Origin of the sequence: Pantoea sp. B623 (assembly GCF_024814475.1) — a bacterium.
Classification (GTDB): Bacteria; Pseudomonadota; Gammaproteobacteria; order Enterobacterales; family Enterobacteriaceae; genus Pantoea; species Pantoea ananatis.
The window spans coordinates 623,063-644,919 of the sequence record NZ_JANUXM010000004.1 but is presented as its reverse complement, the minus strand read 5'-3'; the positions used below and the strand labels follow the sequence as shown (position 1 = coordinate 644,919).

The following is a 21,857-nucleotide window of genomic DNA, read 5'->3' as shown; positions in this document are numbered from 1 at the left end:
TTGCAGGCTGCAAGTTGAGGATAGTCAAATGGAAACCTATTCACCCCAGGTAAAGCAACATAAACGTGCGCTGGTTGCGGGTTCGGTTGGCAACTTTATTGAGTGGTATGAGTTCGCCATCTATGGTTTTCTCGCCACGCTGATTGCGCAGAACTTTTTCCAGTTACAGGGCGAGTCGGCCTTGAGTGGGCTGATTCTCACCTGGGCCTCCTTTGCCGTCGCATTTTTCTTTCGGCCACTGGGTGCGCTGGTGTTTGGCCGTATCGGCGATCGCATCGGCCGCAAACCGACGCTGATTATGGTGCTGGTGTTCATGACGCTGGCGACCACGGCGATTGGCCTGGTGCCGACCTATGCCTCAGTGGGCATCGCAGCACCGTTAATCCTGACCGGGCTGCGTATCCTGCAGGGGTTGTTTGCCGGAGGAGAATACGGCGGTGCGGTCTCCCTGATGACGGAATTTGCGCCGCGAGGCAAGCGCGGCCTGTATGGTGCGTGGCAGTCGCTCACGGTGGCGCTGGGCCTGCTGGCTGGCGTCGGGCTGGTGGCGCTGTTGTCGTTTATGCTCAGCCCACAAGCCATGCTGGCCTGGGGCTGGCGCATTCCGTTTATCCTGGCATTACCGCTGGGCATGGTGGCGCTCTGGCTGCGGCTGGCAATGGACGAAACGCCCGGCTTTGTCCGTCAGCAACAGCAGCAGAAGGGGGGCAAAGCCGCACCGCTCCAGACGTTGAAAACCATTCTGCTGGCCGTGGCGCGCGTGATGCTGTGGTCAGCGGCGGGTTACACTTGTCTGGTCATTATGCCAGCCTACCTTCAGTCCGCCCTGCACACCGGACTGCACCAGGCGCTGGCGATCGCCGTGATTTCCAATCTGGGGTTTGCCTTGACCATTATTCCGGCGGGGATACTCAGTGACAGGATAGGGCGACGCCGGGTGATGGTGGTGGCCAGCGTACTGTTGCTGTTACTGGCGATGCCGCTGCTGAAGGTGCTGCAGGCGGAAACGGTGGCGTTACCCAGCAAAGCGCTGGTGGTGTTTATTGCAGGCGGCGTGGTGGGCTTACTGGCAGGACCGGGGCCGGCGATGCTGGCCGAAATGTTTCCCACACGGGTTCGCTACACCGGACTGGGACTGGCGTATTCGCTATCGAATGCCGTTTTCTCGGGCTGTGCGGGGTTGATTATTACAGGGCTGGTCAAGCAGACGGGCAATCTGGATATTCCGGCGTGGTACATGATGGCAACGGCGTTGGTAACAATACCGGCACTGATGACGTTAAACAAAGACGATCATCTGCGCGATCTGGTATGAGGGTAAAACGGGAGCCAACGCTCCCGTTTTAAGACTTATTTGCGGCCCAGCAGGAAGCCAAGTACCACGCCAACGCCAGCGGCTACGGCCAGACCCGCGAACGGGTTAGACTGCACCTGATCCTTGATGCAATCAGCGGCATCACGTGCGGCGTAGGATGCCTGATTGGTGTAGCGGCGTGCTGCACCACGGGCACGGTGACGCGGGGAGTCGGTAACTTCACCCCATTGTTGCTCTGCGGCACCGGCGACTTCTTTCACTGCATCTTCAATTTTTCCTGACATGCTTCATCTCCTTGGTTATCACAGTCACCTAAAGCGTAGCAAAGCTTAGCCGTCGTGCTGCCCCAGGGCGCATTAATCTTCTGTGCAGGAGGCAAAGGTCAGGGGAAAATATCTGCCACCGCGTCATATCGCTGGCCTGAGAGGCGCGCAGGCAGGGGCGTGAAGCGGGGAAACGCGGCAACTCGCCAGTGGCTAATGTGTGCAGGGAAAAATCATTACCAGCTGTTTCACAAAACGGCATTGCCCGGAGCGGCGATGTACTGAGGGTACCAGCTCACCAGAAAGTGGCGAATATGGTCGAAGCACCATTCCGCATCCTCCGACTGAGGGCAGTAGTACTGAATTGTGATTTTTTCATAGCGGCGCTGACGTTGCTGCAGCGGCGACCAGCCCCAGTCGAGTACAGCACGGGCATAGTTAACCAGCGCATCCGCTGCCAGCCCATGCTGTTGCGCCTGCTCTTTGAGATAGGTGTAAAACGCGGTTTCCAGCTGCAGCGTCTCAGCACGTGAATGGCCAGGCAACTCGGGACGAAAGGCGATATCAATAAACCCGCACACCGCGTTTTCCTGCTGTTGCCAGTCGCAGGCCAGCGTCATGAACAGCCCGTCCTGAAGATTCACCTCTTCCACCAGACGCTGCAGGTTTGCTGAGTGGCGCAGCACTGCAACCTCTTCAAGGCGCTCTGTTTCCAGCGTTAAGTCGATGCCGCAGGGATTGACCGTACCGTCTTCATTGCGGGTCGCCGGGAAGGGAAAATCGATATAGCCGTTGTTATCCAGACGCTTTTCCATGTGAAGGATGACCTGTCTCTTGACGTTTCCTGACACTATACCATTCTGCGCCCGGATTCACCCCTCTACGGGCAGGTCCAGGTGATCAGGGTATCCTGATAGGGATTGATGAGCCGGAACTGCTTGTCCGACAGGCGTTGCGCATAATAACCCTCACGCGTGACGGCGGAAGGAATGTACTGGAAGCGATCCTGCGACTGCAGCGGACCGCTCTGCACGCTTGCGCCGTCCCGACTGACGCTAAATGAGGTGACCAGATCGAAAATCGTCCCCTGGGTCTGGCCCAGCGACTGACCGTAAAGGGTGCTGACCTCGCCCGGGCATTCCACGCCTTTCGGCGACGATGAGCAGCCCGCAAGCAGTGCCATAAAAATGAAAACTACCGATCGCAACATATCCTGTCCCTGCCCAAGTCCATGAAAGCGGTGAACGATTCTATCCTGTTGCGCCGCAAATAACATGATCATAGCAGTTCTGCGACACAGGCTGATTTGTGCTTTGCTCAAAGGTTAAGCAACAGAAATGCAAAAGATGACTTTGAGGTGGAATAAACGTTATTCTTGCCATCTTTGCGCATCGCTTAAGCAAATTCAGGGATAAATGATGAAAGAAGAAGAAGCCAGCCTAATGATTATTCGCCACGCCATCGAATCGCTGGATGCAGAAAAAAGGCAGCAGGTCATTGCCTGTGCCGCTGAAATTCGCGATGTGATGAGCAGCTTCGACAGCGAACACGCCGACTTGGCGTTAATGTTGGTCGCAGCAGAAGTGGCTGCAGACTAATTGAGCCGTGGTTTACCCGATGCCATCCCGCCCGTTCGGTTTTCTGGTGGTGCGCAGGGCAGGTGAGCGGCTGTCTCTCCGGCACGCCTGAATCCCTGCGGCAACCTGTCCCGTCCTGCTCTGCCTGGCTTTTATTGTGATAAACTCCCCTGACAATGGGAAATGACGTATTCAGCGGAGGAAATCAGATGAAAGCAGTCCGTCTTGCCCTGTGCCTGTTGGCCTGTTATAGCGCGTCAGCGTGGAGCGAAAGCGAATTCCAGATCCATTGTCCCGGTCGGCCTACCATGACCATTTCACGCGCTGAATATGGGCTGAGTACGCTCTCCTGGCCCAAACAGCACTTCCAGATTGCGGCGGGGCAACTGAACACGCAGATTGAGGGCGGTGACAAAGTGGCCATTACCCGCTTCCGCAACGGCGATCAGTTGATCGTCAACAAAAGCAATCTCGACACCTTCTTTGTCTACCATGACAGCGACGCGCTGGTGCCCTGCAGCCGCAGCGCGAAGCGTGACGTGGACGTCCTGAGCCTTGAGCGCTACGACGACAGACAACGTAACGACTCCTGATTTGCCGCGATAAGGAATGCCAATGCAGATTACCCTCACTGATAAGGTGACCAGTAAAGATCAGGATGAACTCCGGCTGGGCCTGAATGCGCATAACAGCAAATTTTTTGACGTGGACCTGATTAAACCGCTGGGGCTGTTTATCTGTGATTCTCAGGGTAAGAAGCTGGCAGGGTTAACCGGTACGACGACAGGTAACTGGTTACGCATCGATTTGCTTTGGGTCAGCGACAGTCTCCGGGGGCAGGGCACGGGAAGTCAGTTGATGCTGGCGGCAGAAAAAGAGGCGCGCCAGCGAGGATGCCGTTTTGCCCAGGTCGATACGGCCAGCTTTCAGGCTCGGCCCTTCTACGAAAAGTTGGGCTATCACGTCCGGTTAACGCTTGGCGACTATATTCACCATCACCAGCGCCATTATCTGACCAAAATCCTGTAACTACAGCACCGCCTGCTGGCGCAGATCCAGCGGGTGCAGCTCTGCCTCGTCGATAGCGGCCAGCCAGCCGGACAGGGTCACTTTTTGCCATGAAAGATGGCCGCGCGTGGTGCTCATCAGCACCACGTCAGGGCGCAGAGTCCGGTAGAGCTCCAGCGAAGCGGCCAGTTCGGCAGGATTGCTCTCGGGCACCAGCACGGTTATCCAGCGGTCATGCTGACGTGTGAGTGTATCACCGACAAACAAGTAGGTCAGGCCGTTAGGGGAAGCGTAAAGATAGCTGCAGCTGCCGGGCGTGTGGCCGGGCGTCGGCAACAGGTGAAAATCACCAAAATGCGTTTCCTGCTGCGTGAAGGTATCGTCAGGTTCGACAAAGCGGCTGATCTGCCCCAATGATCGGCTGTGGCAGTAGAGCGCGCTGTTAAAGCGCTGCTGGATACGCGCCGCGCCGGGCGCGGATTCATGCCAGTGGGTCAGGTAATGCCGGATTATGCCGTTATCGTCCGCCAGCACTTCATGATCCAGCGGGTTTTCTACCCGTCCAATCAGTAAATTGCCGCGCGGATGACGCAGCAAAAAACCATGCATCATAATGTCTTCGGTACCTTCGGCCGGAAACTCCGGCGTTGAGATCCACAAATCGTCATACAGCGGCTTCAATGTCGATCTCCTGCAACTTCAGCTATGTGCGCAATACGGGATGTCCGCTCGCCTGTAATACAACCTGACCCTGATTCACCTGCAGCGTGGCCGTTGCACCCAGAGGTAAGGTGACGGTATCCGGAGCGTGACCGAAGTCCAGGTCGCTGATAACCGGCAGGCCGCTGACCTCGCGAATGTGCTGCCAGACAGTAGGAAAATCAAATCCGTTGTCGTACTCCGACAGAGCGGTACTGGTGAAACTGCCGGTGACAATTGCCTGCTGTCTGGCCAGCACGCCGCATTGGTGCAACTGCAGCAGCATACGTTCAATACGGAACGGATGCTCATTAACATCTTCGATAACCAGAATGCCGTTCTCAATCTGCGGCAGCCATGGCGTCCCGATTAGCGAGCAGAGCATCGCCAGGTTGCCGCCCCACAGCGTCCCCTGCCAGTGGCCGTTATCGGGTGTTTCACTTTGCCAGGCCACCTTGACTGTAGGTGATGTCAGCGCATGCCAAAAGTGCTGCAGGGTAAATTCGGATAAAACCTCAGCGCCAAAATTGCCCGCCAGCATCGGTCCACTGAAGCTAATCAAACCGGCATGTTGGAGCAGCGCTAACTGCAACACGGTGAAGTCGCTGTGCCCACAGATGGCCAGCGGCTGGTGCGCTAAACGACGCTTCAGGCCGGCATAATCCACCGACGGCAGCAGCCGTGTTGCGCCATAACCGCCGCGCACCGCCAGCACAATATCGGGTAGGGTTGCTAAGTCAGCCAGTTCATTAATATCGCCTGAGCGCGCCTCGTCGGTGCCAGCAAAGCGCTGGAAGCGCCGCGCGATGACGGCGTCATTGTCCACGCGATGTCCTTCCGCTCGCAGGCGTTCAACCCCGAGCAGGGCCGCAGGTTGATTATGGCAATAACCTGAAGGGGCAATAAGACGGATGGAACGTGACGTCATAGTAAATTCCTGAAATTAGTCAGTGACAGACTTCACGATAATGACGAAAAACCGTAAATAAGTCATCAGACTGCTGTAATTAGGATAAACGGTAATTTTGCAATTCAGCCGGCTCGGTATGATAGCTTCCGCCACTTCTGCGACGAGATAAAAAATTGCTAAAAATTCGCTACTTTGTCATTTCAGCCTTGCTGCTGACGGGCTGTGCCAGTGAACCGCCGCATACTTACGTTAAAGAGAAGAATACGCCGTTAACTCAGGCACCGCCTTCACGCATCAGTGGAACCTGGTCACTCTTTACCGAAACGGCCGCCAGCCAGTATGGCGTGGATGAAAAACTGATCAGCGCCATTATCAATGTGGAGTCCGGTGGGAACCCTGGCGTGGTCAGTCGTTCTAATGCGGTGGGATTAATGCAGATCAAAGCCTCAACCGCGGGCCGGGAAGTGTACCGCACCCAGGGGCGCCACGGTCAGCCGAGTAACGCAGAGCTGCGCGATCCGGCCAGAAATATTGATATTGGTACCGCGTACATCAAAATTCTGCAGCAGTCCGCGCTTTCGGGCATCCGCGATCCCCTCACGCTGCGTTACGCCACCATTGTTTCCTATGCAAACGGTGCTGGCGCGTTACTGCGCACCTTCTCCAGCAATCGCGATCGGGCCATTGCCATGATAAATGCCATGACGCCGGACGAGTTCTATCAGCACGTACAAAACAAACATCCTGCAGCCCAGGCACCACGTTACCTGTGGAAAGTCACCACGGCTTACCGCGCTAACAGCTGATCCTCATGTTTTCTCCTCACCTTCCTTTTTGGCAGGTGAGGAGAGAACAGTTAAGCGGTCAGCAGCCTTGCCGTGGGATAATCTACAATCAGCACATTCACATAGCCACCCCGCAGCGCCCCGCGAATCGCCTGTGCTTTCTCTTTGCCGCCTGCCAGCGCCACCACCTGCGCGCACTGTCGCACCTGTTCCAGTTCCATGCCAATGACCGGATCCTCATCGGCGTTCAGCACGGGTCGACCCTGTTCATCAAAATAGTGCAGGCAAATATCCCCCACCGCACCGCGCCCGGCCAGGGTGCGTAACATGGTTGCGTCGTAGTAGTTACCCGAATTGCGCAGCAGCGCAGAAGGTTCAAGATCGCCAATGCCGACAATGGCTAAGTCCACCTCATTAAACTTATTCAGCACTTCGGCGACGTCGGGATTGGCGGCCAGCCGCTGGCGATCCGTGACCGAGTGTTCAATGGACTGAGAGGGCAGCAGCCAGGCGGGGCAATTCAACAGCGCGGCAAGATTTTGCGTCAGTATCGTAGCCTGGACGTTTCCGTTGGCCCCCACGCCGCCCAGCAGCTGAATCACCCCTTTACAGGCGTTATTGAGAGGATGCAGGGCATCCACCATTGCACGAATGGTGCCGCTCCAGGAGGAGATGCCAATAAGTTCGTCCGCGCGCAGTCGGGTTTCCAGATAGTGCGCCGCCGCCGATCCAATCGCCTGTTTGATCTCGCCAGCGGACGCCTGTTCTGGCACATCCACCACAATGGCCTGCGGCAGCTGATAACGTTGCTCAAGCGCTTTTTCCAGTTCCGGAAAGACATTCGCAGGCGGCACCACGCTGATTTTTACCACGCCTTCTTTCACGCTGCGGTTCAGAATGCGCGATACGAACGACTGAGACAGCTTAAGTAGCTGTGCAATATCGGACTGCTTCCTGCCTTCGACATAGTAAAGTGTGGCAATTTTTACCATGAGCCGCTGTTCATCCTGCTTCGCCATTGGTTTTTTTCCTCTCGTGTTCTGCCTGCCATTGTTAACCACCCACGTAAAAATCACAATCCACGGCAATTTGTGATCATTTTCGCTTTTTATCACTTCCTGTCTGGACGGCGTCACCCGCAAGGCGCATAGTGGTTTTGAATATAAAATCATTATTGAATATATATTCATAAAGGAAAAGGACTTTGGTCTGGCAGCGCATGTAAGTGTGAGACTTTCACGCATTGCCTGTCAGCACGGGGCAATAACACCCAGCCTGAATATATATTCAGTGTGGACTTAAAATTCAATAGGTGAGCTATGAATCCTTTTATGCTTTCTGTAAATGAGCTTGAAAAACGAGCTCGGTCAGTGCGCCGCCGCATTATTCAGCTTAACGCGGGCAGCCCGGCGGGGGGGCACACCGGCGCGGACCTGTCGCAGGTTGAAATCCTGACTGCGCTCTATTTCCGCATCCTCAACTGTGCGCCCAACCGGACGGCAGATGACGAGCGTGATATCTATATCCAGTCAAAAGGTCATGCCGTGGGAGGATATTACTGTGTGCTGGCGGAAGCCGGGTATTTCCCGTTGGAGTGGCTGGCGACCTATCAACATGCACACTCCGCTTTACCGGGGCATCCGGTGCGGCAAAAGACGCCGGGCGTCGAACTGAACACGGGCGCGCTGGGGCACGGATTGCCCGTGGCGGTGGGCATTGCGCTGGCGGCGAAGAAGAGCAACAGTCGGCGGCGTATTTTTGTCGTGACCGGCGACGGCGAGCTGGCAGAAGGCAGTAACTGGGAAGCGGCGCTGGTGGCAGCCCATTACGGGCTGGATAACCTGATTGTGATTAACGACAAAAACAAACTCCAACTGGCGGGATCGACGCGTGACATCATGAACACCGATCCGCTAGCGGAGAAATGGCGTGCCTTTGGTCTGGCGGTGAGTGAATGCCAGGGCAATGACATGGCATCGGTGGTCAGCGCACTCGAACAGCCGCCGGTAAGCGGCAAACCGCGGGTGATTATCGCCCACACGGAAAAAGGGTTTGGTATCTCCTTTATCCAGGGCAAAGCGGAATGGCACCACCGGGTGCCCAAGGGTGAAGAAATCGACCGGGCACTGGAGGAGTTAAAAGATGAGTAAGGCACAACATCTGGCAGAGGTCATGGTAGAAGCATTGATGGCGGCGGTTGATCGCGGTATCGATGTGGTTCCGGTGGTGGCTGACTCCACCTCAACTGCTAAAATCGCGCCGTTTATTAAGGCGTTTCCCGGCCGGTTAATTAACGTGGGCATCGCCGAGCAGGCGCTGGTGGGCACGGCTGCCGGGCTGGCGCTGGGCGGAAAAGTGGCTGTAACCTGTAACGCCGCACCCTTTCTGATCTCCCGCGCTAACGAGCAGGTGAAAATCGACGTCTGTTATAACAATACTAACGTTAAGCTGTTTGGGCTGAATGCAGGAGCCAGCTACGGCCCGCTCGCCAGCACGCACCACAGCATTGACGACATCGCCATCCTGCGTGGATTTGGCAATATTGAAATCTACGCGCCTTCCTGTCCCCTTGAGTGCCGCCAAATCATCGACTATGCCCTTGATCATGTGGGGCCGGTTTATATTCGGCTGGATGGCAAGGCGTTGCCGCAGTTGCATGACGACGAATACCGCTTTACACCTGGGGCGATCGATCTGCTGCGCGAAGGCCATGACATTGCGCTTGTTGCCATGGGCTCAACGGTACATGAGGCCGTTACCGCCGCAGAGCAGTTGGAAAAGCAGGGGGTTTCCGCTGCGGTAATCGCCGTGCCTTCTCTTCGTCCCTGTAACACTCAGCAATTGCATAATCTGCTGAGTCACTACCGTAGCGTCATCACGGTTGAAGAGCACAACATCAATGGTGGCGTAGGCAGCCTGGTGGCGGAGGTCCTGGCCGAGAACGGCTTGCCGGTTAAGCTGTTGCGTCTGGGCATTGCGGATGGCGAGTACGCCATCGCCGGCGATCGCGCCTCTACCCGGGCCTGTCATGGCATTGACGCCAGCAGCGTGGCGGCCCAGGCGCTGCGCCTTTGCACAGGAGGCTGACGATGCATGAGTCCGTGATTCTGGCTATTGATGAAGGCACCACCAACGCCAAAGCGGTCGCCGTAAATCGTCAGGGAAAAGTGGTGGCGCGGGCCAGTCAGGGCCTGACGCTGCAGCATCCGCAACCCGGTCTGGCCGAGCAGGCCCCCATGGCCATCTGGCTGGCCGTCAGGCAGGCGATAGCCGACTGTCTTGCCCAGTGCGCCGACGCACCGGTCGCGGCGGTTGCGATCAGCAATCAGCGTGAATCGGTTTTGATATGGCAGCGTCGGGACGGCATGCCGCTCACCCCGCTGGTGAGCTGGCAGGACCGCCGTTCGGAATCGTTTTGCCGCGATCTTCATCTGTCTGGACTGGCCGGGAAGATTACGGCGCTAACCGGGCTGGCGGTCGATCCTATGTTTCCTGCCGCCAAGCTGACTGGCATGCTGGCGTCACTGCCTGACGGTTTTGCCAGAGCGGCGGCGGGGGAGTTATGTATTGGTACAGTGGACAGCTGGCTGACCTGGCAACTGTCGGCGGGAGAGTGCTTCGTTACCGACCATGCCAATGCGGCACGCACGCAGCTTTACAGTCTGCACACCAACGACTGGGATGATGAACTGCTGTCCCTGTTCAGCCTGCCGCGCGCTGCGTTGCCGCAGATTAACGCCTCAGCGGGTTGTGCGGGCGTGGTTGCCTTAACTGATATTGCCGGTCTGGCACCTGGCACCCCGATCCTGGCACGCATTGGCGATTCCCATGCGGCGCTTTATGCCCAGCGCCGTGACGAGGCGGAAGTGGTCAAGGCAACCTATGGCACGGGCTCCTCGCTGATGATGTCGATGGCAACGCCGATCCTGACCGACAATGGCCTCAGCACCACCGTGGCGTGGCACGACGGTCAACCGCGCTTTGCGTTTGAAGGCAATATTACCCACACCGGTTCAGGTGCGGCCTGGCTGGGAAAAATGCTCGGCGTCACCGATCCCCGGCAGCTGACGGCAATGGCCGAAAGCTGCGATGACAATCAGGGCTGCTATTTTGTCCCGGCCCTGTCCGGACTGGGCGCGCCCTGGTGGGATTTAAAAGCCCGCGGCATGCTGTGCGGCCTGACCGATGCGGCCACCCCGGCGGTGCTGGCGCGGGTCGCACTGGAGTCGATTACCTGGCAAATTGCTGACGTCTTTTTCGCTATGGAACAGGCAAGCGGCGACACATTGCCTGCGCTGTGCGTTGACGGCAGTGCGACACAAAATCGCTGGCTGATGCAGTTTCAGGCGGACGTCCTGCAGCGCCCGCTGCATTGCGCGCCTACCGCTGAAGCCTCCGCGCTGGGGGCGGCACTGCTGGCAGGTAAACAGCTGGGATGGTGGCAACAGGGGAGTGATATGCAGGCTCTTCAGGGCGGCAACGTCGTGATGCCGCGCAGGCAGCTGGCGCAGAAAATGCAGGACAGCTATCAGGGCTGGCTGAACGCCGTTGCCCGCTGTCGCTATCAGCCCGCATAAGGGCTGCAAGAGGATCGGGCAGCGTGCCGCGATCCTCCGTTCGTCCCGGCGCTTAACGATTCGCGCGGCGTAGCTGGGCCGCGTCGTCATCGGGAACCGGCTTAAGATCGACCGGCGGCAAACTGCCCCCGCTGAATTCGACCTGACGGATCGGGAAGGCAAAGCGTATATTGCGTTCTTCCAGTGCCGCCATCAGTTGCAGGTTAATCTCCTGTTGAATATCCATGTACTGGTTGTAGTCGGCACTCAACACAAAATAGACCACTTCAAACGTCAGCTTCGAATCATCGAACGCCAGAAAATGGGCGCGGTCAAAGCGGGTCATCTCGATGCCCTGAATGATGGTTTTCACCTGTTCACTTATCTCGCGTACCTGCTCAGAAGGGGTGGCATAGCTGATACCAAACCTGAACACGATACGGCGCTGCTGCATACGTTTGTAGTTGTGAATCGTTTGCTGCAGCAGAATGGTGTTGGAACAGACGATCTGTTCACCACTCAGGCTGCGCAGGCGCGTGGTTTTCAGGCCGATATGTTCGATGGTCCCCGCGATGTCGCCAAAGACAATAAAATCACCGTGTTCGAAAGGCTTATCAAAGCCAATCGCCAGTGAGGCAAACACATCACTCAGCACCGTCTGAATGGCGAGGGCGATGGCAATACCGCCCACGCCCAGGCTGGCAACCAGCGCCGTAATGTCGATGCCCATGTTCGATAAAATGGCCAGCAGCATCATGACCCAAACCAGCACGCGCAGTAAAATGCCCATAATCACCGTGGTGACAGGATTGCGAACATGCTGCGGATCGCGCAGCAGGCTCTTTAACCACAGGCGGATGCCGCCATCGATCCACAGCGTAATCTGCACAATCAGGGCCAGGAACCAGCTGTGCGAGATCGTCGCGCGCCAGGCGTCAGGGAGATCGATAAAGCGCAGGGCGATAAGAAAGGAAAAAATCAGCAGCAGAAGCTGGCTGGTGCTGCGCAAGATCTCGACCAGAATACCGGTAAACCGGGCGTAGCGAACTTCGCTGTAGTGGGCAATGCGGTTAGAGGCAAAACGAATCAGGCTGCGCAGCAGCCAGTAAATGACAAGGGTAGCAATGATAACAATAGCGCTGTTGATCCAGAGTGTTTGATTGAAAAAAATGGACTGAAAATGACGTGAACTGAGCCAGTTTTCCATTGGGGAGATTCTCCTTGCTGGTTCCGGTTAAACGTGAAAGCAAGGGAAAGCATAGCCTGGATGCGCCGCCGGTGCGCGGCGCAGGATAAAGGGCGGATTACTGGAAGCGTTGTGCTTTGTCGCGCGCCTGGCGCTCTAAGGCAAAAATAATCTGCTGCAGCTGCCGCTCCTGATGGGGCTCAAGTGCGGTAAAACGGAAGCTCAGGCGAGGCGTCACTTTCGTCTCATTTTTATTGGTGATAATGCTGCGTTCGCCAATGTGCATAAGCTTAGCGCTGACGTTGAACTGGCCAAATTCCCCCAGTTCGACCTGCAGGCTGTTGAAATCGTCCCCGCTTTTCAGCCCTTCCGGCATCGCTTCTTCCACCAGAACACCAATGCCGCCCAGGGAGAGATCCTGTAAGCGCAGGCGCGCGGCCGTGCCGTCAGGCCACTGGCAATGGCACCAGAACTGCGGCTCCATAGGGGCGCTGATGCGGAAAAATTCCCGACGCTGGATTTGCCACAGTACGTCCGGCAGGGCGGCCTGAAAAGCAGGTAACCCCTCAAAGTCGGTTTTTTCCAGTGCCCCAAGGGCAAATTCGATTTTGGCACCGTGGGTTTCGGCGAAGACCGTGATTTCATTGCAGTGCAGCGCGTAGTCGTTATCGAGGTTATTGCTTCCCAGATCAAACACAATGCGCGTTTCATCGGCAGCCAGCATACGGCTAATAAACTGCCCGCGCGAAAAATTCACCAGCAAAGGTGTTTGTAACTGAAGCAGGTCCTTCATCACGCCAAGCACGGCCAGCGTGCCACGTTTCAGATACTGTTCTTTATCGGTTTCTTTCACTTGCTGGCTCCAGATGAGCAACGTTTTTTCACGTAATTATCCTGTTACTACCCGTTCGTTATCGGCGCACAATAATAAAGCTTTAACACAATAACCACTATCATTAACTGCTTGCGCTACATTTTTGGAAAAACGCGACTATACTTGGCGCAGTGAACCGCTTGATTAATCAGGCGATCGCCATTGACTAACCAAAAGGAAGGAGTAACGGATGGGTATTATTTCATGGATCATCTTTGGTTTAATCGCCGGTATCCTGGCGAAATGGATCATGCCAGGTAAAGATGGTGGTGGTTTCATCATTACCGTGATTCTGGGTATTATCGGTGCCGTAGTCGGTGGTTGGATCAGTACCTTCTTCGGCTTTGGCCGTGTGGACGGGTTCAACTTTGGTAGCTTCGTTGTCGCGGTCATCGGTGCGCTTGTCGTGCTGTTTATCTACCGCAAAGTACGCAGTTAACGCAGAACATGATGTAAAAAAAGGGCCCGCAGGTGACTGCGGGCCCTTTTTATATTGGCAATGACCTTGCCGTTATTGTGCGCTGCTCTGCGCCTCGGGAATATCGTGCGCGCTGTTACAGGTTTTCTCTTTCGGGCAATATTTATTTAGCAGCTTCAGCGTCACGCCGTTGGTCCAGCCGAAGCCATCCTGCAGCGGGTATTCACCGCCGCCGCCGCCGCCCAGGTTCGCACCTTCCACCACATATTTTTCGACCAGCTTATGCTCCTTGTCGTAGGTCAGCTGTACGTTACGCAGGAAACGTAAGCCCACCTGCTGCGCCAGTTGAGGTTTCTTGTAGTGCTCCAGGCCTTCTACCGCGACCCACTGCAGCGGTGCCCAGCCGTTAGGCGCGTCCCACTGTTGACCATTGTTAACCGTCGTGGTCACCAGGCCGCCCGGTTTGAGCAGCTGTTTTTCCACCGCGCTGGCGGTGCTGTCAGCCTGTTTGTCGCTGGCAATCTGCATATAGAGCGGAAACAGCGTGGCAGCGGTGAGCTGCGGATGGATCTGGCGTTTCTTCCAGTCATAGTCCGCGTACCAGCCCTGCTTGCTGTCCCACAGGTAACGGTTAACCGCCGCCTGACGTTTTTCTGCCCGGTCTGCAAAGGCCTTTGCCCGATCGTCCTGTTTGTTCAGGCGATAGGCGGTAGACAGGGTTTTTTCCAGGTGGAACATCAGGCTGTTCAGATCCACCGGGGCCAGTTGGGTGGTACGGATGGTGGCCAGGTTATGAGCGTCGGTGAACCAGCGCGAACTGAAGTCCCAGCCCGAGGCGGCTCCGGCACGCAGCTCGCGGTACATCTCGGCCTTGTTGCGCTGCGGCGCTTTACTGGCCGTCGTAATATCATCCATCCAGGATTCCGTCCGCGGCACGTCGCGCGCATCCCAGTAGCGATTCAGCAACGTACCGTCGGCCAGCTTGATCACCCGTTTGCTGGCACTGCCCGCTGCGACGCTGTCGCTGTCTGCCATCCAGTAGTCGTATTCTTTTTGCAGCTGCGGCAGATAGCGGGTATAGGCTTTGTCGCCTTCATGGGTTGCCAGCAGATCGACCATCAGGCTAAAGAACGGCGGCTGTGACCGGCTCAGGTAGTAGGTGCGGTTACCGTTAGGAATGTGGCCGTAGCGATCCAGCAGGGAAGCAAAGTTATCAACCATGTCCTGGACTTTGTCCCAATGGCCGCTCTCTGCCAGCCCCAACATGGTGAAATAGCTGTCCCAGTAATAAACCTCACGGAAACGTCCGCCCGGCACGACATAAGGCTTAGGCAGCGGCAGCAGCGAGTCGTATTTTCCCACACTGTTGGTGGTGCGGGTTAACACCGGCCACAGGCCGTTAATATGGTCGCGCAGGTTCTGGCCTGCAGGCGGCACATATTTATCGCCGTCGCCAGGCAGGGTAAAATTCGCTGCAACAAACCGTTTTAAATCAAAGCCGCGCTGATTTTTTTGCATCTGCCAGTCGGCAAGAATTGACGAAGGATCGTACTTTGGTACTGCATCGGCAAACGTTTTTTGATCGGGGTAAAATTTCGCCTGTTGAACGGCATTAAACAATGGCCCTAAGCGGACATCCGGCGGCTGCGGTGGATTGTTCAGTAATCGGGATTCCTCTGCCGCCCAGCTGTTGAATACGCTCGCGCTCAGCAACAGGCTGAGCAGGATGGGCGCATGGCGTTGAGGCCGTTTTTTCGTTTTTACCTCAGTGTTCATCATCGGTGTTTCTCCTTGTCCGAAATGCGGCCCTGTGTAACGCATTGACCACCCAACAACTTTAGACCTTAACCACAATTTTCACCCTTAAGTGCGGCGGAAATGTGAAGCGGCATGAATTATTTATTTGCGGTATGTTAGAAAAAAGGCATTTTTCAGGGCTTCGCTTGCCCTTGTGCACGTTTACCCGAGGCGGGAATAAAAGGAGAGCAGTATGGAGATTGTATGGTTTCATCCGTCGCAGAGCGCCACGGACTGGATACATGGCCTGCAGCAGCGTTTACCCCAGGCCCGCGTGCGCGCGTGGGCACCGGGCGACAACGCGCCCGCAGACTATGCGCTGGTGCGTTCGCCACCGCCTGACATGCTTCGTGGCCGCCACGCGTTAAAAGGCGTATTTGCACTGGGCGCAGGCGTGGATGAAATCCTGCGGCAGCTGGCGCAGCACCCGGATATGCTCACGGACAACGTTCCGCTCTATCGCCTGAAAGACACAGGCATGGCGCAGCAGATGCAGGAATATGCGCTGTGCCGCGTCCTGGGCTGGTTCCGACGCTTCGATGACTATCTCCAGCAGCAGCAGTCGGCCCAGTGGCAGCCGCTGCCTTCTTACCCGCGCGAAACTTTCCACATCGGCATTTTAGGTGCAGGCGTACTCGGGCAGCAGGTCGCCGAAACGCTTAAGGCGCGGGGATTTCCGGTGCGCGTCTGGAGCCGTTCTCCGAAGCAGATTCCCGGCGTAACCAGCTTCGCTGGCGCGGCGGCGCTGAATGACTTCCTGCGCGAAACCCGGGTGCTGATTAACCTGCTGCCCAGCACGCCCGAAACGCGCAATCTGATTGATCATAAACTGTTGCAGCAGTTGCCGCAGGAGGCTTTTTTCCTTAACCTCGCCCGTGGCGATCAGGTCGTGGAAGCTGATTTACTCGCTGCTCTTGATCGCGGACAGTTGAAGGGGGCCGCGCTGGATGTGTTTCAGACTGAACCGCTGCCTGCCGATCATCCCTTATGGTTCCATCCGCGCGTAACAATTACCCCTCACAATGCGGCGGTCACCCTGAAAGAAGAGGCGATGGACTTTATTGCCCACGCTATCGGGCAGCTCGAAAGGGGTGAACATCCTCAGGGCCTCGTCGATCGTCAGCGCGGCTATTAATCACTGATGCCTTAACCGGCCTTTGCAGGAGCAGACAATGTATCCGGTAGATCTTCACATGCACACGGTTGCCAGTACCCACGCTTACAGCACGCTGCACGACTATGTGGCGCAGGCAAAACTGAACGGCCTCAAGCTGTTTGCTATCACCGATCACGGTCCGGACATGGCCGATGCACCGCATTACTGGCACTTCGTTAATATGCGCATCTGGCCACGGATCATTGATGGCGTGGCGATTCTGCGCGGTATCGAGGCCAATATTAAAAACCAGCAGGGCGAGATCGACTGCTCAGGGCCGATGCTGGAATCGCTGGATCTCATTGTGGCGGGCTTTCACGAAGCGGTTTATGCGCCGCGCGATCTGACACAGAACACCGAGGCGATGATTGCCGCCATGGCGGGCGGGCTGGTTCATATCATTAGCCATCCCGGCAACCCAAAATATCCCGTCGATATTCCCGCTATCACCGAAGCCGCCGCGCACTTCGATGTGGCGCTGGAGCTGAATAACTCCTCCTTTACCCATTCCCGTCCGGGCAGCGAGCCCAACTGCCGGGCGATTGCGGAAGCGGTCGGCAAAGCGGGCGGGCGGCTGGCCTTCGGCTCCGATTCCCACACCGCTTTCACCCTCGGCAACTTCGAGCACTGCCTGCGGATTGCCAGAGAAGTGGATTTTCCCGAGGATCGCGTGTTAAATGTCACGCCGCGTCGCCTGCTCGATTTTCTGGAACTGCGTACCGGCAAACCTATCGCCGAGCTGGCTGACTTTTAATTTATCTCCTTCAAGGAATGTTGACGCATGAATGAGTTTTCCATTCTGTGCCGTATTATTGGCTCGCTGTTTAACCGCCATCCGCAGGATGCGCTGCTGGCCCCGCTGTTTACGCTGATTCGTGAAGGTAAACTGGCGGCACAGTGGCCGCTGGAGCAGGATGAGCTGTTAACGCGCCTGCAGCAAAACAGCGATCCGCAGGCGCTGGCAGCAGACTACGATGCGCTGTTTGTCGGCAGTGACTGCAAGGTATCGCCGTTTGCGTCACGCTGGCCGGAAGGAAAGCCGGAAGCTGATATTCGTGCCTTTTTGACCGCGCGCGGTATGCCGCTGGGCGAGGCGCCTGCCGACCATTTCGGTGGGCTGCTGCTGGCGGCATCCTGGCTGGAAGATCAGTCTGCGGCCGATGAAAGCGCCGCGCAGCTGGCGCTGTTTGACGTGTACCTGATGCCGTGGTGCGGCACGTTTCTCGGCAAAGTTGAAGCCCATGCCAACACGGCGTTTTATCGTACGCTGGCGGTGCTGAGCCGTGAGGCGATTCAGGCCATGTATGATGAGCTGGTGGAAAGCGCCAACGAGCAGGGCGACGACGCCTGATTCACCAGTGCGCCGGATGCGTGCCGGGCGGGTTGCCGGGCGTGGCGCACTGTAATGTGGTGCCGGGCAGCCAGGCGGCGGATCGTAACCGGACGCCAATCCCCCATGTCGTAAGCTCAATGTAGGGCTGGTTGTCGCAGAGCCGTGGCGTAATGCCGGTCTGCTGTTCATTCAACCCATAACGGTGTTGCTCAAGCAGCCAGGCGGTACGCGCCAGCGACAGCCGCGTCTGATTGCCGCAGCCGTGCTGCAGGCGCTGACGCAATCCTGCCAGAACCGCGGCGGCCATCAGGTAGCCAGTGGCATGATCCAGCGCCTGTACCGGAAGCGGTACCGGCGCATCATGCTGCTTCCATCGCATTCCCTGTTCGGCAATCCCGCAACTCATCTGCACCAGACTGTCGAAACCGCGCCGGTTGCGCCACGGTCCCTGCCAGCCCCAGGCATTTAAACTGACGTCGACCAGACCGGGGCTCAGGGCCTGCAGCGATGCCGCATCAAATCCCAGCTTTTCCAGTGCGTCGGCGCGGTAGCCGTGCACCATCACATCGGCCTGTTTCAGTAACCAGATAAACTGGGCGCGGTCGGCTGGCTGTGTTAAATCCAGCACGGCACGGCGTTTGCCGCAGGCAAGCTCTTCGTCCACACCGGGTTCCTGCCAGCCGGGCGGATCGATCCGTAAAACGTTTGCCCCCAGGCTGGCCAGAAAGCGCGTCGCCACCGGGCCTGCAATGATACGGGTCAGATCCAAAACCTTGATGCCAAGTAACGGACGCGCCGCGGGCAACGCCCACGTGACCGCGGGGCCGTCGGCCAGGGTTTCTCGCGCGAAGAGCGGTTCATGTATGACGGCCATCCCCTGTGGATGCTGCTGCCATGCCTCGGCACTGCGCATCTCTGCCGCGCAGCCGCCTGCCTCAATTACCGCCTGTTCCAGCTCCGTGCCTTGCCACTGCGCCACTTCCCGTGCCAGTGCCGCGCGGTCCGGGTGACGGCCAAGCACGCGTTCCATTGCCAGCCGATGGTGCGGAGCATTGGTGTGCAGGCGGATCCAGCCGTTGCGGCAGGCATAATCGCCGGCAAAGGGATCCCACAGCGCGGGCGCAGCGCGATTAAGCGGCATAAAACTGTGCTGAAACCAGCGTGAGGCCAGTCGGACGTTAACCTGCGGGCGGGCAGGACGATTGAGCAGGTCTGCCACGCCCTGCATCGCCAGACCCAGGCTGGTGGCCGCCAGTTCACTGATGGCATAGGCGGAGGAAAAGGTGGCGTGGTCGGTAAAAACAGGCAGCATTTGTGGCGCATGATTGCCGTGCAATCCCTGCCACATCTGCTGCCAAAGTGCGTTAGCCAGATGATTCATGCAACAGGCTCCTGATAAGGGCGATGCCTGAAGCATAGCATGTGCCCTTAACGGCGTCGCAGGCGAGGAAAGCGTGCGTGCATGCGCAGATTGCGCAGGTTAATCACCGCAATCGTCGTGCCCAGAATGACCAGCGAAGCGCCAATAATTTTGAAACTGTTCAGGCTGTCGCCCAGCACCACGATGCCCATTAAGACCGCCAGCACCGGCGTCAGCAGCGAGTAGGGCATGATCAGGTTGACGTTGTATTTCTTCAGTAGGGCATACCATAAGGTGTACGCCACCACGGAAGAGGCAATGGCACTGTAAAGAATGGCAAACCAGCCGCGCCAGCCAGCATGTTGCAGCGCATAGAGCTGATGAGACTCCAGCATCAAGCTGGCGGCCCCCACAATCGGCAGGGCCAGAAAGGCGATCCAGCCGGTCAGCGTCAGGGGTTTAATCGGCGGTGATTTTTTCACAATCAGGTTGCTGATCGCCCAGCCCGTGGCGCTGCACAGCAGGATGCACAGCACCCACCAGGCAGGAATGGTGGGGCTACCAGACAGCACCACTACACCACTTAGCGAGATCATAATGCCGATCAGCTGAATCAACCGCAGCTTCTCTTTCAGCACCACCATCGCCAGCAGCATGGCAATCGGCGTACCCAACTGCACGACAATCGCGCCCGTTCCGGCATCGGTAAAACGCATACCGACGAACAGGAGAGAGAAGTGCATAAACCCAAATGTGAAGGCCAGCAGTAGCAACCAGGGAAACTGCTGGCGGTTAATGCGGCAAAACGGCACCAGCACAATCGCCACGACCGCAAAACGCATCCACGTAAGAAACAAAGGCGGTAACTCAACTAAACCCCATTTTACCGCCACGTTATTAAAGGCCCAGATAGAAACCACCATCAGAACCATAAAGAAATGCCGCACTGCCACAATGTTGTCCTTTAAAAATAAACCCGATACCTGATAATCATGGCACGAACCCACGACGTTCTGGCAATGATTAACATTTTTTATTTAGTTAAGCAGGAAATAAAGCTCAAAAAATTCATAAGACATTTACAACAGTTACTGTCAGACTGATATTCCGAAACGCCAACCCTTTTGAGGATTCGATTCGGTATGATTTCTGCGCCTGCATTGCCCCTTGCCTTGATTCAGTTAGATGTTCCCCCCGCCAACGTGGTCGAGAAAATCGGTGAACAACCGGTATGGTTTATTGATGCCCTGAATTTACAGCCTGATGATTACGTTATTGTCCGTCCCCATCTGGGCGAAACGCTGCCGCAGTTTACTGATATTTCCGGTGCGGTGTTAAGTGGTTCCTGGGCAATGGTGACCGATCATGCTGACTGGAGTGAACGCACGGCGGCCTGGATTCGGGCAGCGATGGAGGCGCGTCTGCCGCTGCTTGGCGTCTGCTACGGCCACCAGCTGATGGCTTATGCACTGGGGGGGAAAGTAGGCGACAACCCTAATGGCTGGGAACGCGGTCTGATGACGTTAACCACCACTTCCCAGGCCCGCCACGATCCGCTGCTGGCCACGTTGCCGGAAACCTTCGAGGCCTGGCTTTCGCATCGCCAGTCGGTGATGACGCCGCCCGCGCACGCCACCGTGCTGGCCGTTTCGGACATGGACGGCTGCCAGGTCTTGCGCTATTCAGCCTGCGCGCTGTCGGTGCAGTTTCACCCGGAGTTTGATCGCCGCATTATGGATGCATGCCTGCCAGAAAATGAGGAAAATGATGGGACGGAACTGCAGGGGGCGGACTGGGCGCGTAGCCTCTTATACCATTTCTGGTTGCAAACGCGCCCTGCGGTTAAAAGCGCTCAGGGCGCATAGTGGCGGGTACAACGATAAACCCAGGCCGGCGGAACGTTTTTTAACACCCGCTGGCGCTCCCAGGTAAAGTAACGAGACAGATCGGGCTGGGTGAGCGACGTGTACTGAAACTGCACAAAAACGCCGTTCGGCCCCAGGGCATGGTACACCGCCTGCAGGATGGCATCCCGCAGTTCCGGCGACAGCGACAGCAGCGGCAGGCCAGAGAAAATGGCATCGTAGCTGCCGTTCAGGTACTCGGCCGAACAGGTCCGCACCGTCATTCGCTCGTCATTTAGCGCGCTTAACTTTTGCGCCAGCGCGCTGCTGATTTCAAATACGTCCAGCGTCGCGTCCGGTGCCATCTGCGCCAGCAGACGACGCGTCAGAACGCCATCGCCCGCGCCCAGTTCGGCAACCCGCAACTGACCGCTCCACGCCACCGAGTCAACCATGGTGCGACACAGCGCATCAGAGGAAGGAGTAATGCTGCCCATTTTGCGCGGATTACGGATGAACTGGTGGACGAAATCTGCTTTAGCGCGCATTAAGGTGAAAGCCGAAGCTAACATGCTGACATACCTCCAGAGTAAACATATCCCCATATTGACCCCATCGTGCCTAAAAGTTTCCAGATAACTGGCGAAGCGGCAAAAAGTAGGAATTATCTGTAGTGGGCCCAACGGGGATTTTCCTTCGTCGGGGTCACAGTTTAAGGACAACAAACCTGTCAGGCTGGCGCTGATCTAATATGTTAAAAATAGGTTTCATAGTTG

Annotated in this window: 25 protein-coding genes; 13 read left to right on the top strand and 12 right to left on the bottom strand. The window is 56.8% G+C overall.

Features of this window, described 5'->3' with window-relative positions; translation table 11 throughout:
* Nucleotides 1-28 precede the first annotated feature (28 nt).
* The gene (locus NXS97_RS04880) at nucleotides 29-1,315 is read left to right on the top strand and encodes an MFS transporter (protein ID WP_088900451.1); all 1,287 of its coding nucleotides are present in this window, start codon (nucleotides 29-31) and stop codon (nucleotides 1,313-1,315) included.
* 35 nt (nucleotides 1,316-1,350) lie between these two features.
* On the opposite strand, the gene NXS97_RS04875 is transcribed toward NXS97_RS04880, so the two are convergent.
* The 3 genes from NXS97_RS04875 to NXS97_RS04865 form a co-directional block, all read right to left on the bottom strand.
* Entirely contained in the window at nucleotides 1,351-1,599 is a 249-nt protein-coding gene (locus NXS97_RS04875) for a YqjD family protein (RefSeq protein WP_013025421.1), read from the bottom strand.
* A 227-nt stretch (nucleotides 1,600-1,826) separates the two neighbouring features.
* Nucleotides 1,827-2,393, bottom strand: a complete 567-nt coding sequence (locus NXS97_RS04870) for a hypothetical protein (protein WP_116219665.1) — start codon at nucleotides 2,391-2,393, stop codon at nucleotides 1,827-1,829.
* A 65-nt stretch (nucleotides 2,394-2,458) separates the two neighbouring features.
* Nucleotides 2,459-2,788, bottom strand: a complete 330-nt coding sequence (locus NXS97_RS04865) for a hypothetical protein (RefSeq protein WP_015700529.1) — start codon at nucleotides 2,786-2,788, stop codon at nucleotides 2,459-2,461.
* A gap of 208 nt (nucleotides 2,789-2,996) precedes the next feature.
* On the opposite strand from NXS97_RS04865, the gene NXS97_RS04860 reads away from it, so the two are divergent.
* The 3 genes from NXS97_RS04860 to NXS97_RS04850 all read left to right on the top strand — a co-directional run bounded on the left by NXS97_RS04860 (nucleotide 2,997) and on the right by NXS97_RS04850 (nucleotide 4,184).
* Nucleotides 2,997-3,176, top strand: a complete 180-nt coding sequence (locus NXS97_RS04860; RefSeq protein WP_033765874.1) for a hypothetical protein — start codon at nucleotides 2,997-2,999, stop codon at nucleotides 3,174-3,176.
* Between the two features lie 188 nt (nucleotides 3,177-3,364).
* Entirely contained in the window at nucleotides 3,365-3,748 is a 384-nt protein-coding gene (locus NXS97_RS04855; RefSeq protein ID WP_014606096.1) for a hypothetical protein, read from the top strand.
* A 22-nt stretch (nucleotides 3,749-3,770) separates the two neighbouring features.
* Entirely contained in the window at nucleotides 3,771-4,184 is a 414-nt protein-coding gene (locus tag NXS97_RS04850) for a GNAT family N-acetyltransferase (RefSeq protein WP_116219666.1), read from the top strand.
* On the opposite strand, the gene NXS97_RS04845 is transcribed toward NXS97_RS04850, so the two are convergent.
* Together NXS97_RS04845 and ldcA are read right to left on the bottom strand one after the other, a co-directional pair.
* Entirely contained in the window at nucleotides 4,185-4,844 is a 660-nt protein-coding gene (locus NXS97_RS04845) for an MBL fold metallo-hydrolase (RefSeq protein WP_064373535.1), read from the bottom strand. It lies immediately after the preceding gene.
* 22 nt (nucleotides 4,845-4,866) lie between these two features.
* The gene (gene ldcA / locus NXS97_RS04840) at nucleotides 4,867-5,790 is read right to left on the bottom strand and encodes a muramoyltetrapeptide carboxypeptidase (RefSeq protein ID WP_064373537.1); all 924 of its coding nucleotides are present in this window, start codon (nucleotides 5,788-5,790) and stop codon (nucleotides 4,867-4,869) included.
* 155 nt (nucleotides 5,791-5,945) lie between these two features.
* Between ldcA and emtA the strand changes: the two genes are divergently transcribed.
* Nucleotides 5,946-6,578, top strand: a complete 633-nt coding sequence (emtA, locus tag NXS97_RS04835; RefSeq protein ID WP_014606092.1) for a membrane-bound lytic murein transglycosylase EmtA — start codon at nucleotides 5,946-5,948, stop codon at nucleotides 6,576-6,578.
* Nucleotides 6,579-6,628: 50 nt separating this feature from the next.
* Here the strand turns inward: emtA and NXS97_RS04830 are convergent, their stop codons facing one another.
* Nucleotides 6,629-7,576, bottom strand: coding sequence for a sugar-binding transcriptional regulator (locus tag NXS97_RS04830; RefSeq protein WP_064373539.1), 948 nt, complete (start codon nucleotides 7,574-7,576; stop codon nucleotides 6,629-6,631).
* 300 nt (nucleotides 7,577-7,876) lie between these two features.
* On the opposite strand from NXS97_RS04830, the gene NXS97_RS04825 reads away from it, so the two are divergent.
* Genes NXS97_RS04825 through NXS97_RS04815 form a run of 3 tightly spaced genes read left to right on the top strand, consistent with a single transcriptional unit; the run spans nucleotide 7,877 to nucleotide 11,134 of the window.
* The gene (locus NXS97_RS04825; RefSeq protein ID WP_064373541.1) at nucleotides 7,877-8,707 is read left to right on the top strand and encodes a transketolase; all 831 of its coding nucleotides are present in this window, start codon (nucleotides 7,877-7,879) and stop codon (nucleotides 8,705-8,707) included.
* A complete protein-coding gene (locus tag NXS97_RS04820; protein ID WP_013025432.1) occupies nucleotides 8,700-9,644 on the top strand; it encodes a transketolase family protein in 945 nt (314 codons plus the stop codon). Before NXS97_RS04825 ends, NXS97_RS04820 begins: the two co-directional genes overlap by 8 nt.
* Before the next feature lie 2 nt (nucleotides 9,645-9,646).
* Nucleotides 9,647-11,134 (top strand): FGGY family carbohydrate kinase, encoded by a 1,488-nt coding sequence (locus tag NXS97_RS04815; RefSeq protein WP_064373544.1) that lies wholly within the window; start codon nucleotides 9,647-9,649, stop codon nucleotides 11,132-11,134.
* A gap of 52 nt (nucleotides 11,135-11,186) precedes the next feature.
* On the opposite strand, the gene NXS97_RS04810 is transcribed toward NXS97_RS04815, so the two are convergent.
* On the bottom strand, nucleotides 11,187-12,320 hold the full coding sequence (locus NXS97_RS04810; RefSeq protein WP_014593474.1) for a mechanosensitive ion channel family protein: 1,134 nt from the start codon (nucleotides 12,318-12,320) through the stop codon (nucleotides 11,187-11,189).
* A gap of 97 nt (nucleotides 12,321-12,417) precedes the next feature.
* Nucleotides 12,418-13,152 carry a flagellar brake protein gene (locus NXS97_RS04805; RefSeq protein ID WP_014606088.1) on the bottom strand — a complete coding sequence of 245 codons (735 nt, stop codon included), beginning with the start codon at nucleotides 13,150-13,152 and terminating at the stop codon, nucleotides 12,418-12,420.
* A gap of 211 nt (nucleotides 13,153-13,363) precedes the next feature.
* On the opposite strand from NXS97_RS04805, the gene NXS97_RS04800 reads away from it, so the two are divergent.
* Entirely contained in the window at nucleotides 13,364-13,612 is a 249-nt protein-coding gene (locus NXS97_RS04800; RefSeq protein WP_013025436.1) for a GlsB/YeaQ/YmgE family stress response membrane protein, read from the top strand.
* A 72-nt stretch (nucleotides 13,613-13,684) separates the two neighbouring features.
* On the opposite strand, the gene treA is transcribed toward NXS97_RS04800, so the two are convergent.
* The gene (gene treA, locus NXS97_RS04795) at nucleotides 13,685-15,370 is read right to left on the bottom strand and encodes an alpha,alpha-trehalase TreA (RefSeq protein ID WP_064373548.1); all 1,686 of its coding nucleotides are present in this window, start codon (nucleotides 15,368-15,370) and stop codon (nucleotides 13,685-13,687) included.
* A 211-nt stretch (nucleotides 15,371-15,581) separates the two neighbouring features.
* Here treA and ghrA point away from each other — a divergent pair, with 211 nt between their 5' ends.
* From ghrA to NXS97_RS04780, 3 genes are read left to right on the top strand one after another with little or no spacing between them, the layout of a single operon-like run.
* Nucleotides 15,582-16,523 carry a glyoxylate/hydroxypyruvate reductase GhrA gene (gene ghrA / locus NXS97_RS04790; protein ID WP_019105670.1) on the top strand — a complete coding sequence of 314 codons (942 nt, stop codon included), beginning with the start codon at nucleotides 15,582-15,584 and terminating at the stop codon, nucleotides 16,521-16,523.
* 37 nt (nucleotides 16,524-16,560) lie between these two features.
* Nucleotides 16,561-17,298, top strand: a complete 738-nt coding sequence (locus NXS97_RS04785; protein ID WP_259231744.1) for a phosphatase — start codon at nucleotides 16,561-16,563, stop codon at nucleotides 17,296-17,298.
* Nucleotides 17,299-17,325: 27 nt separating this feature from the next.
* On the top strand, nucleotides 17,326-17,895 hold the full coding sequence (locus NXS97_RS04780; protein ID WP_022623578.1) for a molecular chaperone: 570 nt from the start codon (nucleotides 17,326-17,328) through the stop codon (nucleotides 17,893-17,895).
* A 1-nt stretch (nucleotide 17,896) separates the two neighbouring features.
* On the opposite strand, the gene NXS97_RS04775 is transcribed toward NXS97_RS04780, so the two are convergent.
* A complete protein-coding gene (locus NXS97_RS04775; protein ID WP_181134771.1) occupies nucleotides 17,897-19,258 on the bottom strand; it encodes a CoA transferase in 1,362 nt (453 codons plus the stop codon).
* 47 nt (nucleotides 19,259-19,305) lie between these two features.
* Nucleotides 19,306-20,190, bottom strand: a complete 885-nt coding sequence (locus tag NXS97_RS04770; protein ID WP_014606084.1) for a DMT family transporter — start codon at nucleotides 20,188-20,190, stop codon at nucleotides 19,306-19,308.
* Between the two features lie 189 nt (nucleotides 20,191-20,379).
* Between NXS97_RS04770 and NXS97_RS04765 the strand changes: the two genes are divergently transcribed.
* Nucleotides 20,380-21,102 (top strand): glutamine amidotransferase, encoded by a 723-nt coding sequence (locus NXS97_RS04765; protein ID WP_014593482.1) that lies wholly within the window; start codon nucleotides 20,380-20,382, stop codon nucleotides 21,100-21,102.
* Here the strand turns inward: NXS97_RS04765 and NXS97_RS04760 are convergent.
* On the bottom strand, nucleotides 21,090-21,653 hold the full coding sequence (locus NXS97_RS04760; RefSeq protein ID WP_041457578.1) for a class I SAM-dependent methyltransferase: 564 nt from the start codon (nucleotides 21,651-21,653) through the stop codon (nucleotides 21,090-21,092). The two genes, NXS97_RS04765 and NXS97_RS04760, sit on opposite strands and share 13 nt — an antisense overlap.
* Nucleotides 21,654-21,857: the final 204 nt, after the last annotated feature.

Bases quoted from the DNA above. Each gene is read 5' to 3' on its own strand.
- NXS97_RS04880 (WP_088900451.1), top strand. From the start codon at position 29: ATGGAAACCTATTCACCCCAGGTAAAGCAACATAAACGTGCGCTGGTT.
- NXS97_RS04875 (WP_013025421.1), bottom strand. From the start codon at position 1,599: ATGTCAGGAAAAATTGAAGATGCAGTGAAAGAAGTCGCCGGTGCCGCA.
- NXS97_RS04870 (WP_116219665.1), bottom strand. From the start codon at position 2,393: ATGGAAAAGCGTCTGGATAACAACGGCTATATCGATTTTCCCTTCCCG.
- NXS97_RS04865 (WP_015700529.1), bottom strand. From the start codon at position 2,788: ATGTTGCGATCGGTAGTTTTCATTTTTATGGCACTGCTTGCGGGCTGC.
- NXS97_RS04860 (WP_033765874.1), top strand. From the start codon at position 2,997: ATGAAAGAAGAAGAAGCCAGCCTAATGATTATTCGCCACGCCATCGAA.
- NXS97_RS04855 (WP_014606096.1), top strand. From the start codon at position 3,365: ATGAAAGCAGTCCGTCTTGCCCTGTGCCTGTTGGCCTGTTATAGCGCG.
- NXS97_RS04850 (WP_116219666.1), top strand. From the start codon at position 3,771: ATGCAGATTACCCTCACTGATAAGGTGACCAGTAAAGATCAGGATGAA.
- ldcA (WP_064373537.1), bottom strand. From the start codon at position 5,790: ATGACGTCACGTTCCATCCGTCTTATTGCCCCTTCAGGTTATTGCCAT.
- NXS97_RS04830 (WP_064373539.1), bottom strand. From the start codon at position 7,576: ATGGCGAAGCAGGATGAACAGCGGCTCATGGTAAAAATTGCCACACTT.
- NXS97_RS04825 (WP_064373541.1), top strand. From the start codon at position 7,877: ATGAATCCTTTTATGCTTTCTGTAAATGAGCTTGAAAAACGAGCTCGG.
- NXS97_RS04820 (WP_013025432.1), top strand. From the start codon at position 8,700: ATGAGTAAGGCACAACATCTGGCAGAGGTCATGGTAGAAGCATTGATG.
- NXS97_RS04815 (WP_064373544.1), top strand. From the start codon at position 9,647: ATGCATGAGTCCGTGATTCTGGCTATTGATGAAGGCACCACCAACGCC.
- NXS97_RS04810 (WP_014593474.1), bottom strand. From the start codon at position 12,320: ATGGAAAACTGGCTCAGTTCACGTCATTTTCAGTCCATTTTTTTCAAT.
- NXS97_RS04800 (WP_013025436.1), top strand. From the start codon at position 13,364: ATGGGTATTATTTCATGGATCATCTTTGGTTTAATCGCCGGTATCCTG.
- treA (WP_064373548.1), bottom strand. From the start codon at position 15,370: ATGATGAACACTGAGGTAAAAACGAAAAAACGGCCTCAACGCCATGCG.
- ghrA (WP_019105670.1), top strand. From the start codon at position 15,582: ATGGAGATTGTATGGTTTCATCCGTCGCAGAGCGCCACGGACTGGATA.
- NXS97_RS04785 (WP_259231744.1), top strand. From the start codon at position 16,561: ATGTATCCGGTAGATCTTCACATGCACACGGTTGCCAGTACCCACGCT.
- NXS97_RS04780 (WP_022623578.1), top strand. From the start codon at position 17,326: ATGAATGAGTTTTCCATTCTGTGCCGTATTATTGGCTCGCTGTTTAAC.
- NXS97_RS04775 (WP_181134771.1), bottom strand. From the start codon at position 19,258: ATGAATCATCTGGCTAACGCACTTTGGCAGCAGATGTGGCAGGGATTG.
- NXS97_RS04765 (WP_014593482.1), top strand. From the start codon at position 20,380: ATGATTTCTGCGCCTGCATTGCCCCTTGCCTTGATTCAGTTAGATGTT.
- NXS97_RS04760 (WP_041457578.1), bottom strand. From the start codon at position 21,653: ATGTTAGCTTCGGCTTTCACCTTAATGCGCGCTAAAGCAGATTTCGTC.